Source organism: Caulobacter flavus (assembly GCF_003722335.1).
Classification (GTDB): Bacteria; Pseudomonadota; Alphaproteobacteria; order Caulobacterales; family Caulobacteraceae; genus Caulobacter; species Caulobacter flavus.
Genome location: NZ_CP026100.1, coordinates 1,263,059 through 1,275,644 on the forward strand (window position 1 = coordinate 1,263,059; position 12,586 = coordinate 1,275,644).

A 12,586-nucleotide genomic window follows, 5' to 3' on the forward strand; every position below is an offset into this window, starting at 1 on the left:
ACTATTGCGGGGGCTGGGGGACCAGCCGCCACAGGCGCAGGTCGTGGCGTACGCGGCCGGCCTCGGTCCCGGCCGCCTGGCCAGTGCCGATATAGAGGTCGGCGCGCACCTGGCCCTTGATCGCCCCGCCAGTGTCGAGCGCCACCACGGCGCGCCGATAGGTCGGGAAGGCGCCGGCCAGCTTGGGGGCGCTGGCGTCGATCCAGTAGAGGCCGCCCATGGCGTGCTGGCTGGGATCGACGGCGATGGCGCGGCCGGCCGGCAGCGGCACATTGGCCGCGCCCGTGGCCTGGCGGCCGTCGTCGGGCAGGGTCTGGAAGAACACGTAGCGCGGGTTCAGCCGCATGATCTCGTCGGCCTTGGGGCCGCGATTGGCCGCCAGCCAGCCGCGGATCGCCTCGCCCGAGGTGTTGCCGTCGCTCAGCAGGCCCTGGTCGCGCATGGGGGTGGCTATGCCGAAGAAGGTCTTGCCGTTGTGGGCGGCGAAGGCGGCGCGGACGCGGCGGCCGTCCGGCAGGGTCAGCACGCCCGAACCCTGGATCTGCAGGAAGAACAGATCCTCGGGCCGCATCCAGGCCAGAGGGCGGTCCAGCGGCGAGGCCTCGATGGCGGCGCGGTCGTCATAGGGCACGAAGCCCCCGCCGGCGACGCGGCCGACCACGGTCTTGCCTTTCAGGGTCGGGTCGAAGGCGCCCAGGTCGAGCATGGCCAGATCCGCCGGCCGGCCGCGCATCGGGGCGCTGAACTCGGCCGAGCGCGACATCCGCGCCTCGTATTCGGGGGCGAAGTAGGCGGTCAGCAGGCCCTGGCCGGAGACGGCCTCGGGGCGGAAATTGGCTTCCAGGAACTGGCGGGCCCGGGCGTCGTCGACGGGACCGGCGGCCTTGGCCCGGCGGCAGACCTCGGCCGTGGCCGCGTCCTTGGCGACGCCGCAGGTCTCGCGGAAGGCCTGCAGGGCGGCGGCGTGGTCTTCCTCGTTCCAGCCCTGCAGCGCCGAGAAGCTGGCCGGCGACGGCGTCGTCGGGGGGGCGGCTGCGGAGCGGGCGTGGAGGGCGGCGTGACCGGCGTGGTCGGGGCGACCGGAGGCGGCGGCGCGGTCGTCGTACAGGCGGCCAGCACCAGCGCGGCCGCCGCGGCGCTCAGGACGGAACGCAGCATCAGGCTTCGGCGACCGAGACGCGCACCAGGGTCCAGTTGGGATCGCGGCTCTTGAGGTCGCGCTCGAAGGTCCACAGGTCGGCGGTGCGGCGATCGTCGACCGCCTCGCCGGCGGCGCTGGTCGAGCGGGTGCGCACCTCGGCCAGGATCCGCACCACGGCGCGGGCGGTGTCGCCCTGCACTTCGGCGCTGTCGAGGTCCATGCGCGGCTGGGCCAGCAGCTCGACGCTCTCGGTGCGCCCCTCGGCCTCGCGTGCGGCCATGGCGCCTTCGAAATTGGCCATCACGTCGGCGGCCAGCAGCGGCTTCAGCGTCTCGCGGTCACCGGCGGCGAAGGCCTTCAGGATCATCTCGTAGGCGTAGCGGGCGCCCGACAGGAAGCGGCCGGGGTCGAAGTCGGGCTGGCGGGCGCGCAGGGCGGCCAGGCCCGTGGCGTTGACCGGGATCGCCGTCTCGGTGCTGTCGGCCGGACGGTTGGCGGCCGGGGCGGCCACGGGGGCGGGCGTGTCCTCGGGTTGACGCCCCACCCGGCGACCGAGCGTGGCGTAGAGTTGGTAGAGGACGACGGCGGCGAGCACCGCGAAGACGATCAGTTCAAGCACGACAAGTTCCGCATCGGGGCCGTCGAGTGAGACGACAGCCTGTCTATATAGGCCAAGCGGCCGCCCGCGTCAGGCGCCTGACGTTGCACGGCGTTCTCCCGCATGTTAGCAGCGCCGCTCACGCCTAACGGCCGATATGCCGCGCCGAGTATGGAAAAACCCTTCATGACCGATACCAACGGCGCTCCGCCCGCCGCCCAGGACGACAACGAAGCGGCCGCCGCCGGCATCCGCATCGTCGCCCAGTTCGTTCGCGACCTCTCGTTCGAAAACCCGCTCGCGCCGGACTCGCTCCGCGCCTCGGCCACTCAGCCGGCCATCGACATGGGCGTCGAGATGAACGCCCGCGGCCGCGCCGACGGCCTGTTCGAAGTCGACCTGAAGCTGTCGGCCCGCGCCGAGCGCGACGGCCAGGCGGTGTTCCACGTCGAAGTCGTCTACGGCGGCCTGTTCCAGATCGCCGGCGTGCCGGAAGAAGCCCTCGAGCAGGTCCTGCTGATCGAGTGCCCGCGCTTCCTGTTCCCGTTCGCCCGTCGCCTGATCGCCGACGTCACCAGCGAAGGCGGCTTCCCGCCCTTCCTGATCGACCCGATCGACTTCGCCGGCGTCTACGCCGCGCGCAAGGCCCAGGCCGAAGCCGGCCAGGTCGGCAACGCCTGATTTCGGGCCTGATTTCAGGCTTGAGCCGCCCGAAAACGAAGAAGGCCCGGAGCGAAAGCCCCGGGCCTTTCTTTTTGTTCTCCTCGCCCCGAAGGCGGTGAAGCCTATGGCTGCAGCCGGTAGCCGCCCGCCTCGGTGATCAGAATCCGCGCCGTGGCCGGATCGGGCTCGATCTTCTGGCGCAGGCGATAGACGTGGGTCTCCAGCGTGTGGGTGGTGACGCCGGCGTTGTAGCCCCAGACCTCGGTCAGCAGTTCCTCGCGCGACACCGGCTTGGAGCCGGCGCGGTAGAGGTACTTCAGGATGTTGGTTTCCTTCTCGGTCAGCCGCACCTTCTTCTGCTTGTCGTCGACCAGCAGCTTGGCCGAGGGGCGGAATTCGTAGGGACCGATGCGGAACAGCGCGTCTTCCGAGGCCTCGTAGCTGCGCAGCTGGGCGCGGATGCGGGCCAGCAGCACGCCGAAGCGGAAGGGTTTGGTGACGTAGTCGTTGGCGCCCGATTCCAGGCCGAGGATCGTGTCGCTGTCGCTGGCGGCGGCGGTGAGCATGATCACCGGCGCGGTGACGCCGTTCTTGCGCATCAGCCGGCAGGCCTCGCGGCCGTCCATGTCGGGCAGGTCGACGTCGAGCAGGATCAGGTCCGGCTTGATCTCGCGGGCCTGCCGCACGCCTTCGCCGGCGGTCGGGCACTCGGCCACGGCGAATTCCTCGTGCAGGGCGAGCTGCTCGGCCAAAGCGCCGCGCAGGTCGTCGTCGTCGTCGATGAGAAGCAGGGTCTTGCGTTGCGCCATGAGCCGGAACATGACCGCTACGAGGCCCGGCGCCAAGGGGCGCGGGCTTGCGGGAGCTAGGTTTGCGATGATCCTCCAGGCGCGCTCGGACGGAACGATCGATCTCGGCGACGGCCGGACCGTGCGCTGCGCGCTGGGCAAGGCCGGCGTCGTCGCCGCCGCCGACAAGCGCGAGGGCGACAACAGAAGTCCGCTGGGAACCTGGGCGATCCGCCAGGTTCTCTACCGCCCCGACGTCTATCCGGACGGTCCCCGGACGGCCCTGCCGACCGCGCCGATCGCGCCCGACGACGGTTGGTGCGACGCGCCGGGCGACCCCAGCTACAACCGCCCGGTCAAGCTGCCCTATCCGGCCAGCGCCGAGCGCATGTGGCGCGACGACGCCGTCTACGACCTGGTGGGGATTCTCGCCCACAACGACGATCCTCCGGTTCCCGGCATGGGCTCGGCGATCTTCCTGCATCTGGCGCGGGACGGCTATCCGGGCACCGAGGGCTGCGTGGCCCTGGCGCGGGACGACATCGAGGCCCTGCTGGCCAAGGCCGCGCCCGGGGACGCGATCGGGATCTCGGAAGTCTAGCCTTCAGGAACCTCCCCACAGGGGGAGGTTCGGATCAGCGCGCCCCGAACAGCGCCGAGCCGACCCGCACCGAGGTCGCGCCGCAGGCGATGGCGATCTCGAAGTCGTCGCTCATGCCCATGGACAGCTTCTCCACCCCGTTGCGGGCGGCGATTTCGGCCAGCATGAGGAAATGCGGCGCCGGGTCCTCGTCGGCGGGCGGAATGCACATCAGCCCCTCGATCGCCAGGCCGTAGGTTCCCCGGCAGGCGGCGACGAAGGCGTCGGCCTGGCCCGGAGTGACGCCGGCCTTCTGCGGCTCCTCGCCGGTGTTGACCTGGACGTAGAGCCGGGGAGCCCTCCCCTGCGCCTGGACCTCGTCGGCCAGCACCCGGGCCAGCTTCTCGCGGTCCAGGGTCTCGACGACGTCGAAGAGGGCCACCGCATCTCGGGCCTTGTTGGTCTGCAGCGGTCCGATCAGCCGCAGTTCGATCTGATCGCGATAAGGCGTCCAGCGCTCCTTGGCCTCCTGCACGCGGTTCTCGCCGAAAACCCGCTGGCCCCCGTCGAACACAGGGGCGATATGCTCCCACGGCTGCAGCTTCGACACCGCCACCAGCTGGACGGCGTCGGCGGGCCGGCCGGCGGCGAGGGTCGCGGCGGCGATGCGGGAGCGGATGGAGGTCAGGGTTTCGGACATGGCGGACCACGGAACGGACAGTCTGGAGGCCCTCTCTAGAACGGCCGCGCGGCTTCGCCCATGGGTCTGGCCGGGCGATCCGCTGCCGCGCCTGCTGTTTTTCACGGATCCGGCGCGTGTTCCCGACCCCGAGGCCGTCGCCGAGCGGCTGCCGGCGGGCGCGGGCGTCGTCTACCGCCCCTTCGACGCCGCCGATGCGGTGGCGCGCGGCCGGCGCCTGGCCGACATCGCCCGGCGCCGCGGCCTGCTGCTGCTGGCGGGCGCCGACGCAGGCCTGGCCGAAGCCATCGACGCGGGCGGCGTCCACCTGCCCCAGCGCCTGGCGGCTAGCGCCGCGCGGGTCCGTCTCGCCCATCCGGACTGGCGGATCACGGCGGCGGCGCATGACGCCGAGGCCGTTCTGGCGGCCCGGCGAGCGGGCGTCGAGGCGGTGGTGGTCTCGCCGGTCTTTCCCAGCCGCAGCCCCTCGGCCGGCGCGCCGCTGGGCGTCGAAGGCCTGGCGAGGATCGCGGCGGGCGCGGCCCTGCCGGTCTACGCCCTGGGCGGCGTCAATGCGCAAAGCGCCGACGCGCTGGTCGGCGCGGGCGTCTACGGTCTGGCGGGGATCGAAGGCTTCGGGGTCTGAGCCCCGAGGATCAGAACTTGAACGCCGTTTCCAGCTTCACGCGCGGCGTGGGCTCGCGGGCTTCGTTCTTGCGGGCGGCGGCCACGGGGTTGTTCTCGCCCAGGGCCACGGCGCCGCCGACGCGGATCGACGGGGTGACCTTGTAGTAGGCCCCGGCCTGCACGTCCTTGAGCTCCATCTCGCGGCCGACCGGCTGGTCGAGATCGAGCTTGAGGCCCCACTTGCCCTTGCGGGCGTCGAACTCGAGGGTCTTCTTGGGGTTCTGCGGGCTGAACGGCGCGCCTTGCGAGGCGGTGAAGTCGTTCTTGACGGTGAAGTCGGCGGTGGCCGGCGCGGTGCGGGTCTTGGTCTGAGCATGAGCCAGCGAAGCCGATCCCGTGAGGATCAGCGCGGCGGCGCCCGCCAAGACGAATTGCGTCGCGACCTTCGTCACTCGACACCTATTCCCCAAAATAACCCCTGCCCGCACCCTATATAGGTACGGACACCCTGAGAGCCGAATAAAGGCCTTGGTACAACGCGGTCAACAGGGCTTGGATCACGCTGATCGTCGCAGGTTACGATTCAAGCGGCGCCTGTGGCGGTCATGTCACGCGATTCCTGTTTTGACGCAGCGCGGCCATGCTATAGACGCGTTCCGGCTGCGGGGGCGCGCCTGGGCTGCGCGCACGCGCCGGCAGATTATTGGAGCGAGGTACTATGGCGTTTGAGCGTGGGTCCATGTTGCGCGGCGTCGCCGCCGGCGTGCTGGCGCTGTCGGTTCTCGGCATGGGCGCGTGCAGCAGCAACAAGCCGCCCAAGACCTTCACCAGCCAGAGCGAAGAGCCCGGTTTCCAGCCCTTCGGCCTGTTCAAGAAGGCTCCGAAGGCCGCCGCGAGCGAAGGTTCGATCGGCGTCAACGGCTTCCTGTGGCGCGCGTCGCTGGACACGCTGGCCTTCATGCCGCTGGCCTCGGCCGACCCGTACGGCGGCGTGATCGTCACCGACTGGTACATCAACCCGGAAAAGCCCGACGAGCGCTTCAAGGCCACCGTCTACATCCTGGACACGCGCCTGCGCGCCGACGGCCTGAACGTCACGATCTTCAAGCAGGCCAAGGACGCCTCGGGCGCCTGGGTCGACACGGCCGCCTCGGACCAGACGGCGACCGACATCGAGAACGCCATCCTGACCCGCGCGCGTCAGCTTCGCCTCTCGAACATCCGGAACTAAGGGGCTCTCAGTCCCGAAGGATCCGCGCGGGAGCCCCTCGTCTGGCGACAAGGGGCTCCCGTTCGCATATTTAGGCGCGCCCCGGCCGCGAAACCGCTTATGAGCATTGCGGAACGCGCCTAACGCGCCCTGTCCGCAAGCACTCTGGTTTCCATGGCCCGCTACAATCCCAAAGACACCGAGCCGAAGTGGCGCGCCGCCTGGGCGAACGCCAACACCTTCCTGACGCCGATCGCCCCCGACGCGCGTCCGAAGTACTACGTGCTCGAGATGTTCCCCTATCCGTCGGGGCGCATCCACATGGGCCATGTGCGCAACTACGCCATGGGCGACGTCGTGGCCCGCTACAAGCGCGCCCAGGGCTTCAACGTGCTGCACCCGATGGGCTGGGACGCTTTCGGCATGCCGGCCGAGAACGCGGCCATGGAGCGCGGCGTCCACCCCAAGGGCTGGACCTACGACAACATCGCCGCCATGCGCGAGCAGCTGAAAGCCCTGGGCCTGTCGGTCGACTGGTCGCGCGAGTTCGCCACCTGCGACCCGGAGTACTACGGCAAGCAGCAGGCCTGGTTCCTGCGCCTGCTGAAGCGCGGCCTGGTCTATCGCAAGGAAGCCTCGGTCAACTGGGACCCGGTCGACATGACCGTCCTGGCCAACGAGCAGGTCATCGACGGCAAGGGCTGGCGCTCGGGCGCGACGGTCGAGAAGCGCAAGCTGACCCAGTGGTTCCTGCGCATCACCGACTACGCCGACGCCCTGATCGACGGCCTGAAGACCCTGGATCGCTGGCCCGAGAAGGTCCGCATCATGCAGGAGAACTGGATCGGCCGGTCCACGGGCCTGCGCTTCAAGTTCCAGTTTGACGGCGAGGCGCCGGACGGCCTGGCCGAGGGCCTGGAAGTCTACACCACCCGTCCCGACACCCTGTTCGGCGCCAGCTTCGTGGGCATCGCCCCCGAGCACCCGCTGGCCGAGCAGCTGGCGGTCGAGAACCCCGACCTGCAGGCCTTCATCGCCGAATGCCGCAAGGGCGGCACCTCTGAAGCCGACATCGAGGGCGCCGAGAAGCTGGGCCGCGACACGGGCCTGCGGGTGAAGCATCCGCTGGACCCGTCGATCACCCTGCCGGTGTGGATCGCCAACTTCATCCTGATGGACTACGGCACCGGCGCGATCTTCGCCTGCCCGGCCCATGACCAGCGCGACCTGGACTTCGCCCGCAAGTACGACCTGCCGGTGCTGCCGGTGGTGCTGCCGGGCGGCGAGGATCCGGCGACGTTCACGGTCGGCAAGGAGGCCTATGTCGGCCCCGGCAGGATCTTCAACTCGGAATTCCTGGACGGCATGGAGGTCGAGGCCGCCAAGGCCGAGGCCGTCGCCCGCATCGAGGCCGCCGGCCAGGGCCAGGGCGCGACCGTGTATCGTCTCAGGGACTGGGGCGTCTCGCGCCAGCGCTACTGGGGCTGCCCGATCCCGGTCATCCACTGCGAGGCCTGCGGCCCGGTCTCCGTGCCGGAAGACCAGCTGCCGGTGACCCTGCCCGAGGACGTCACCTTCGATCCCAACAAGCCGGGCAACCCGCTGGTGCGGCACCCGACCTGGAAGCACGTCAACTGCCCGTCGTGCGGCGCCCCGGCCGAGCGCGAGACCGACACGCTGGACACCTTCGTGGACAGCTCCTGGTACTTCGCTCGCTTCACCGACCCGACCGCCGCCGAGCCGATCGACAAGGCCTGCGCCGACCACTGGATGCCGGTCGACCAGTATATCGGCGGCGTCGAGCACGCGGTGCTGCACCTGCTGTACGCCCGCTTCATCACCAAGGCGCTGAAGGACGAGGGCCTGCTGTCGGTGGACGAGCCGTTCGCGGGTCTGTTCACGCAGGGCATGGTCACCCACGAGGCCTACAAGAACGAGGCCGGCGAGTGGGTCGAGCCGTCGGACGTGGTGATCACGGCCGAGGGTAACAGCCGCACCGCCAAGCACGCCAAGACCGGCGCGCCGATCGTCATCGGCGACATCGAGAAGATGTCGAAGTCCAAGAAGAACGTCGTCGCCCCCGAGGACATCTTCGAGGCCTACGGCGTCGACGCCGCGCGCCTGTTCGTGATGAGCGACAGCCCGCCCGAGCGCGACGTGCAGTGGACCAACTCGGGCGTCGAGGGCAGCTGGCGCTTCACGCACCGCCTGTGGAACGAGTTCGACAGCCAGCCGGCCGGCGACTTCGCTCACGACGACGCCGACGAGGCGGCCCTGGCTCTGCGCAAGGCGGCCCACAAGCTGATCGGGTTCGTCACCGACAGCATCGAGGGCTTCCGCTTCAACAGCGGCGTGGCGCGCCTGTACGAGTTCCTGAACGCCCTGAAGGCCGCTCCGGCTGAAGGCGCGTCGCAGGGCGTGCTGGCCGCCCGCGTCGAGGCGCTGGACATCCTGGCCCGCCTGGTCGCCCCGTTCACGCCCCACCTGGCCGAGGAAGCCTGGGTGCGCCTGGGCCGTACGGGCATGGTGGTCGACGCGCCGTGGCCCAAGGCCGATCCGGCCCTGGCCGCCGACGACGAGCGCGTGCTGCCGATCCAGATCAACGGCAAGCGCCGCGGCGAGATCAAGGTCAAGGCCGGCGCCCCGGACGACGAGGTGCAGAAAATCGCTCTGGCGGATCCCGCCGTCATGGCCCACCTTGAGGGCGTCACGGTCCGCAAGGTGATCGTCGTCAAAGACCGCATCGTCAACATCGTGGCGAACTGATCCATGAAGCGTCTCCTGGCTGCCGCCGCCCTGCTTTCGACCCTGGCCCTGTCGGCCTGCGGCTTCACCCCGCTCTACGGCCAGCAAGGCGTCACGGGCGGGCTTGGGGCCATCGAGGTGGTGGCCGCCGAGGGCCGCGCCGGCTACCTGCTGCGCGAGCAGCTGGAGGACGCGCTGGCGCGCAACGCCAACGTGCTGCCTTCGCACCGGCTGACCTACAAGGTCGAGGAACGGCGCTACGCCCGCGGCGTGCGCGTCGACAACGTCGCCAACCGCTACGAACTCAACATGAAGGTCGAGTGGAAGCTCAGCGACGCGACCACGGGTTCGGAAGTCCGCAAGGGCGTCACCACGGCGGTGGTCACCTACGACGCCGCCGACCAGCCCTACGCCGCCATCGCCGCCCAGCAGGACGGCCAGGAGCGCGCCGCCGCAGAGGTCGCCCGCAAGATCCAGCTGGAACTGGCCTCCTGGCTGGCCGGCAAGGCGCCCGCCTGACCTCGTGGCCATTCTCTCCAAGCGGCAGGACGTCGAGCGGTTCCTGAAGGACCCGACCCCCGACATCCGCGCCGTCGTGATCTACGGCAAGGACCGGGGCGTGGTGCGCGATCGCGCCACCCAGCTCGCCCACAAGGTGGTCGAGCGGCCCGACGATCCCTTCGACACGGCGCTGCTGACCGAAAGCGACCTCGACGCCCAACCGGGCAAGCTGGAGGACGAGCTGGCGGCCCTGTCGATGATGGGCGGCAAGCGCCTGGTGCGCCTGCGGCTCACCGGCGAGAAGGCCGGTCCCGACAAGCAGGCGGCCGAGGCCCTGACGGCCCACGTCGAGGGCCGGCTCAATCCCGAAGCCTTCTTCCTGGTCGAGGCCGGGGCGCTGGGCCGCGACTCCGCCCTGCGCAAGACGGGCGAGAAGGCCGGCGGCTGCTACGTCATTCCCTGTTACGAGGACGAGGTCGGCGACATGGCGCGCCTGACCCGCGACGCTCTGTCCCGCGACGGCGTCAGCCTGAACGGCGAGGCGCTGGACCTGTTCGTCAACCGCCTGCCCAAGGAGCGCGGCGTCGCCCGCGCCGAGATCGAGCGCCTGGCGCTTTATCTGGGCCCGAATAGCGGCGTGGTTGCCACGCCCGCCGACCTGACCGACTTCCTCGGCGTCGAGCCGGAGGCCTCGCTGAGCGACGCCGCCGCCGACGCCTTCGGCGGCAAGCTCGGCGCGGCTCAGGCTGGCCTGCGCCGCGCGGCCCAGGAAGGCGAGGGCGGTCCGGCCGCCGTGCGCGCCATGGGCTATTATCTGGGCCGTCTGCGCCGCACCCTGACCCTGCACAAGAACGGTGTCGACCTGGGCGCCGCGGCCAAGGCCTCGGGCGTGTTCTGGAAGACCGAGCGCGAGTTCCTTCGCCAGGCTCGCGCCTGGACGCTGGAGCACCTGCTCACCGTGCAGCAGGACATCCTGGTCGCCGACAAGGCCTGCAAGACGTCCGGCTCTCCCGACCAGCTGATCGCCGAACGCCTGGCCCTGCAGATCGCCGGCCGGGCGCGGCGGCTGGGGCTGTAGAGGTCCAAGGGCCGTGCGTCCTTCGAGGCCCGCTTCGCGGGCGCCTCAGGACGAGGAAGTCAGAGCCAACAGTCCCCATCCTGAGGTGCGAGCCGTAGGCGAGCCTCGAAGGACGCACGGGCCGGGTCTCGAATGCACTTTGCGTCAAACCTCGGTGCAGTTCCCGCGCCCCGGCTTGACGCCCTCACGCGCAGCGCCCAGAAGCCGGACGTGACCGACACGCCCGCCGCCCCGCCCGAACCGACGTCCGCCGCGCCCGCCAAGAAGGGCGGAGGGCTGCTGAAGTCGTCGATGATCTATTCCGGCCTGACCCTCGTCAGCCGGTTCATGGGCTTCGTGCGCGACCTGGCCATGTCCTACCGCATGGGGGCCAGCGCCACACCGGCCGCCGACGCCTTCGCCACGGCCCTAGCCTTCCCCAATCTGTTCCGGCGGTTCTTCGCCGAGGGCGCCTTCGCGGCCGCCTTCGTGCCGGCCTACGCCAAGTCGCTGCAGGACGACGGCGAGGAAAAGGCCGACGTCATGGCCGCCGACGCCATGGCCACCCTGGCCGCGGCCACCATCATCATCACGGTGATCTGCCAGCTGGCCATGCCCTGGCTGATGATGCTGATCAGCCCCGGCTTCGCCGCCGACCCGGCCAAGTACAAGCTGGCCGTGCTGCTGACCCAGATCACCATGCCCTACCTGCCGTGCATGGCCATCGTGGCCCACCTGTCGGGCGTGCTGAACGCCCGCGACCGATTCATCCTGTCGGCCGGCGCGCCGGTGCTGCTGAACATCGCCACCCTGGCCTTCATCCTGCCGCAGAGCGACCCGATCGACGCGGCGGTGTGGGGGGCGGCCGGCGTGGTCGTGGCGGGCGTGGCCCAGGCGGCCCTGCTGGTCTGGGGCGTCAACAAGTCCGGCGCCAAGGTCCACTGGCGGCTGCCGCGCCTGACCCCCGAGGTGAAGGCCCTGATCGGCAAGGCTATTCCCGGCGCTCTGGCGGCCAGCGCCACCCAGGTCAACATCTTCATCTCCGGCAACCTGGCCAGCCACGTCCCCGGCGGACGCACCTGGCTGGCCACGGCCGATCGCCTCTACCAGCTGCCGCTGGGCCTGGTGGGCGTGGCCATCGGCGTCGCCCTGCTGCCGCGCCTGTCGCGCGCCGTGAACACCGGCGACGGCGACGACGCCCAGAGCGCCATGGACCAGGCCATCGCCCTGGCCCTGGCCTTCACCCTGCCGGCCGCCGCGGCCCTGGTGGCGATGCCCGGCTTCCTGTCGGACGGCCTCTACACGCGCGGCGAGTTCACCGCCTTCGACGCCAGCCAGACGGCCTCGGCCCTGTTCTTCTACGGTCTGGGCACGCCGGCCTTCGTGCTGCAGCAGCTCTATTCGCGGGCCTTCTTCGCGCGCGGCGACACCAAGACGCCGATGCGCTTCGCCCTGGTCTCGGTGGCGGTGAACATCGCCTTCGGCATCGTGCTGTTCAACCTGGTGGGCGTGAAGGGCATCGCGGCGGCGACCGCCATCGCCTCGTGGCTCAATGTCGGCCAGATGGCCTTCACCCTCTGGCGCAAGGGTCACTACGGCCCATCGGGCCAGACCTGGTCGCGGGTCACCAAGATCCTGCTGGCCAGCCTCGGCATGGGGCTCGTCCTGGCGGCGGCCTCGCACTGGCGGCCGCTGATCGAGGCGCCGCTCGAGGCGATGGGGCTGCGCGGTCACGTGATCGGGGCCAAGGAAATCGCCCTCGTGCTGACCGTGCTGGTCGGCGGCGGCCTCTATTTTCCGCTGCTGTTCCTGTTCGGCGGGGTCAAGCCCAGCGAGCTCAAGGCCGCCCTGCGGCGGCGCAAAGCAACCTAGAGACCTTGTCCGATGCGCGTCGGAACGGTAACGAGCATGCCCATGGCTCCGATCGGTTCCCTCGCGCCGCGATGGCGCAGCTTCCGCTGAACCCGATCGCCGCGTCTCCGGACGCGGCCCGCGCC

Annotated in this window: 12 protein-coding genes and 1 pseudogene; 8 read left to right on the forward strand and 5 right to left on the reverse strand. The window is 70.4% G+C overall.

Annotation, left to right across the window (positions count from 1 at the left end; translation table 11 throughout):
• Window position 1 precedes the first annotated feature (1 nt).
• Both mltA and timA read right to left on the reverse strand, forming a co-directional pair.
• Window positions 2-1,158, reverse strand: a pseudogene (mltA, locus tag C1707_RS06035) (murein transglycosylase A).
• Complete coding sequence (timA, locus tag C1707_RS06040; RefSeq protein ID WP_101713138.1) at window positions 1,158-1,760, reverse strand: TIM44-related membrane protein TimA; 603 nt, start codon at window positions 1,758-1,760, stop codon at window positions 1,158-1,160. The pseudogene mltA and the gene timA overlap by 1 nt, the downstream one beginning before the upstream one ends.
• Before the next feature lie 165 nt (window positions 1,761-1,925).
• On the opposite strand from timA, the gene secB reads away from it, so the two are divergent.
• Window positions 1,926-2,420, forward strand: coding sequence for a protein-export chaperone SecB (gene secB / locus C1707_RS06045; protein ID WP_101713137.1), 495 nt, complete (start codon window positions 1,926-1,928; stop codon window positions 2,418-2,420).
• A gap of 104 nt (window positions 2,421-2,524) precedes the next feature.
• Here secB and C1707_RS06050 read toward each other — a convergent pair whose 3' ends face one another.
• Window positions 2,525-3,211, reverse strand: coding sequence for a response regulator transcription factor (locus C1707_RS06050; protein ID WP_058347127.1), 687 nt, complete (start codon window positions 3,209-3,211; stop codon window positions 2,525-2,527).
• A 67-nt stretch (window positions 3,212-3,278) separates the two neighbouring features.
• Between C1707_RS06050 and C1707_RS06055 the strand changes: the two genes are divergently transcribed.
• Window positions 3,279-3,791 carry a L,D-transpeptidase family protein gene (locus C1707_RS06055; RefSeq protein WP_101713136.1) on the forward strand — a complete coding sequence of 171 codons (513 nt, stop codon included), beginning with the start codon at window positions 3,279-3,281 and terminating at the stop codon, window positions 3,789-3,791.
• Between the two features lie 34 nt (window positions 3,792-3,825).
• Here the strand turns inward: C1707_RS06055 and C1707_RS06060 are convergent, their stop codons facing one another.
• Complete coding sequence (locus C1707_RS06060) at window positions 3,826-4,470, reverse strand: YggS family pyridoxal phosphate-dependent enzyme (protein ID WP_101713135.1); 645 nt, start codon at window positions 4,468-4,470, stop codon at window positions 3,826-3,828.
• Here C1707_RS06060 and C1707_RS06065 point away from each other — a divergent pair.
• Window positions 4,469-5,095, forward strand: a complete 627-nt coding sequence (locus C1707_RS06065) for a thiamine phosphate synthase (protein ID WP_101713134.1) — start codon at window positions 4,469-4,471, stop codon at window positions 5,093-5,095. The genes C1707_RS06060 and C1707_RS06065 overlap by 2 nt on opposite strands.
• Window positions 5,096-5,105: 10 nt before the next feature.
• Here the strand turns inward: C1707_RS06065 and C1707_RS06070 are convergent, their stop codons facing one another.
• The gene (locus C1707_RS06070; RefSeq protein ID WP_240633875.1) at window positions 5,106-5,528 is read right to left on the reverse strand and encodes an NtrZ family periplasmic regulatory protein; all 423 of its coding nucleotides are present in this window, start codon (window positions 5,526-5,528) and stop codon (window positions 5,106-5,108) included.
• A 251-nt stretch (window positions 5,529-5,779) separates the two neighbouring features.
• Between C1707_RS06070 and C1707_RS06075 the strand changes: the two genes are divergently transcribed.
• From C1707_RS06075 to murJ, 5 genes are all read left to right on the forward strand, one after another.
• Window positions 5,780-6,307: a DUF3576 domain-containing protein gene (locus C1707_RS06075; RefSeq protein ID WP_101713132.1), complete on the forward strand. Its 528-nt coding sequence runs from the start codon at window positions 5,780-5,782 to the stop codon at window positions 6,305-6,307.
• Window positions 6,308-6,460: 153 nt separating this feature from the next.
• Window positions 6,461-9,052, forward strand: a complete 2,592-nt coding sequence (gene leuS, locus C1707_RS06080; RefSeq protein WP_101713131.1) for a leucine--tRNA ligase — start codon at window positions 6,461-6,463, stop codon at window positions 9,050-9,052.
• A gap of 3 nt (window positions 9,053-9,055) precedes the next feature.
• Window positions 9,056-9,550, forward strand: a complete 495-nt coding sequence (gene lptE, locus C1707_RS06085) for an LPS assembly lipoprotein LptE (protein ID WP_101713130.1) — start codon at window positions 9,056-9,058, stop codon at window positions 9,548-9,550.
• Between the two features lie 10 nt (window positions 9,551-9,560).
• Window positions 9,561-10,610 carry a DNA polymerase III subunit delta gene (gene holA, locus C1707_RS06090; protein ID WP_101713240.1) on the forward strand — a complete coding sequence of 350 codons (1,050 nt, stop codon included), beginning with the start codon at window positions 9,561-9,563 and terminating at the stop codon, window positions 10,608-10,610.
• Between the two features lie 210 nt (window positions 10,611-10,820).
• On the forward strand, window positions 10,821-12,461 hold the full coding sequence (gene murJ, locus C1707_RS06095) for a murein biosynthesis integral membrane protein MurJ (protein ID WP_276310657.1): 1,641 nt from the start codon (window positions 10,821-10,823) through the stop codon (window positions 12,459-12,461).
• Window positions 12,462-12,586 lie beyond the last annotated feature (125 nt).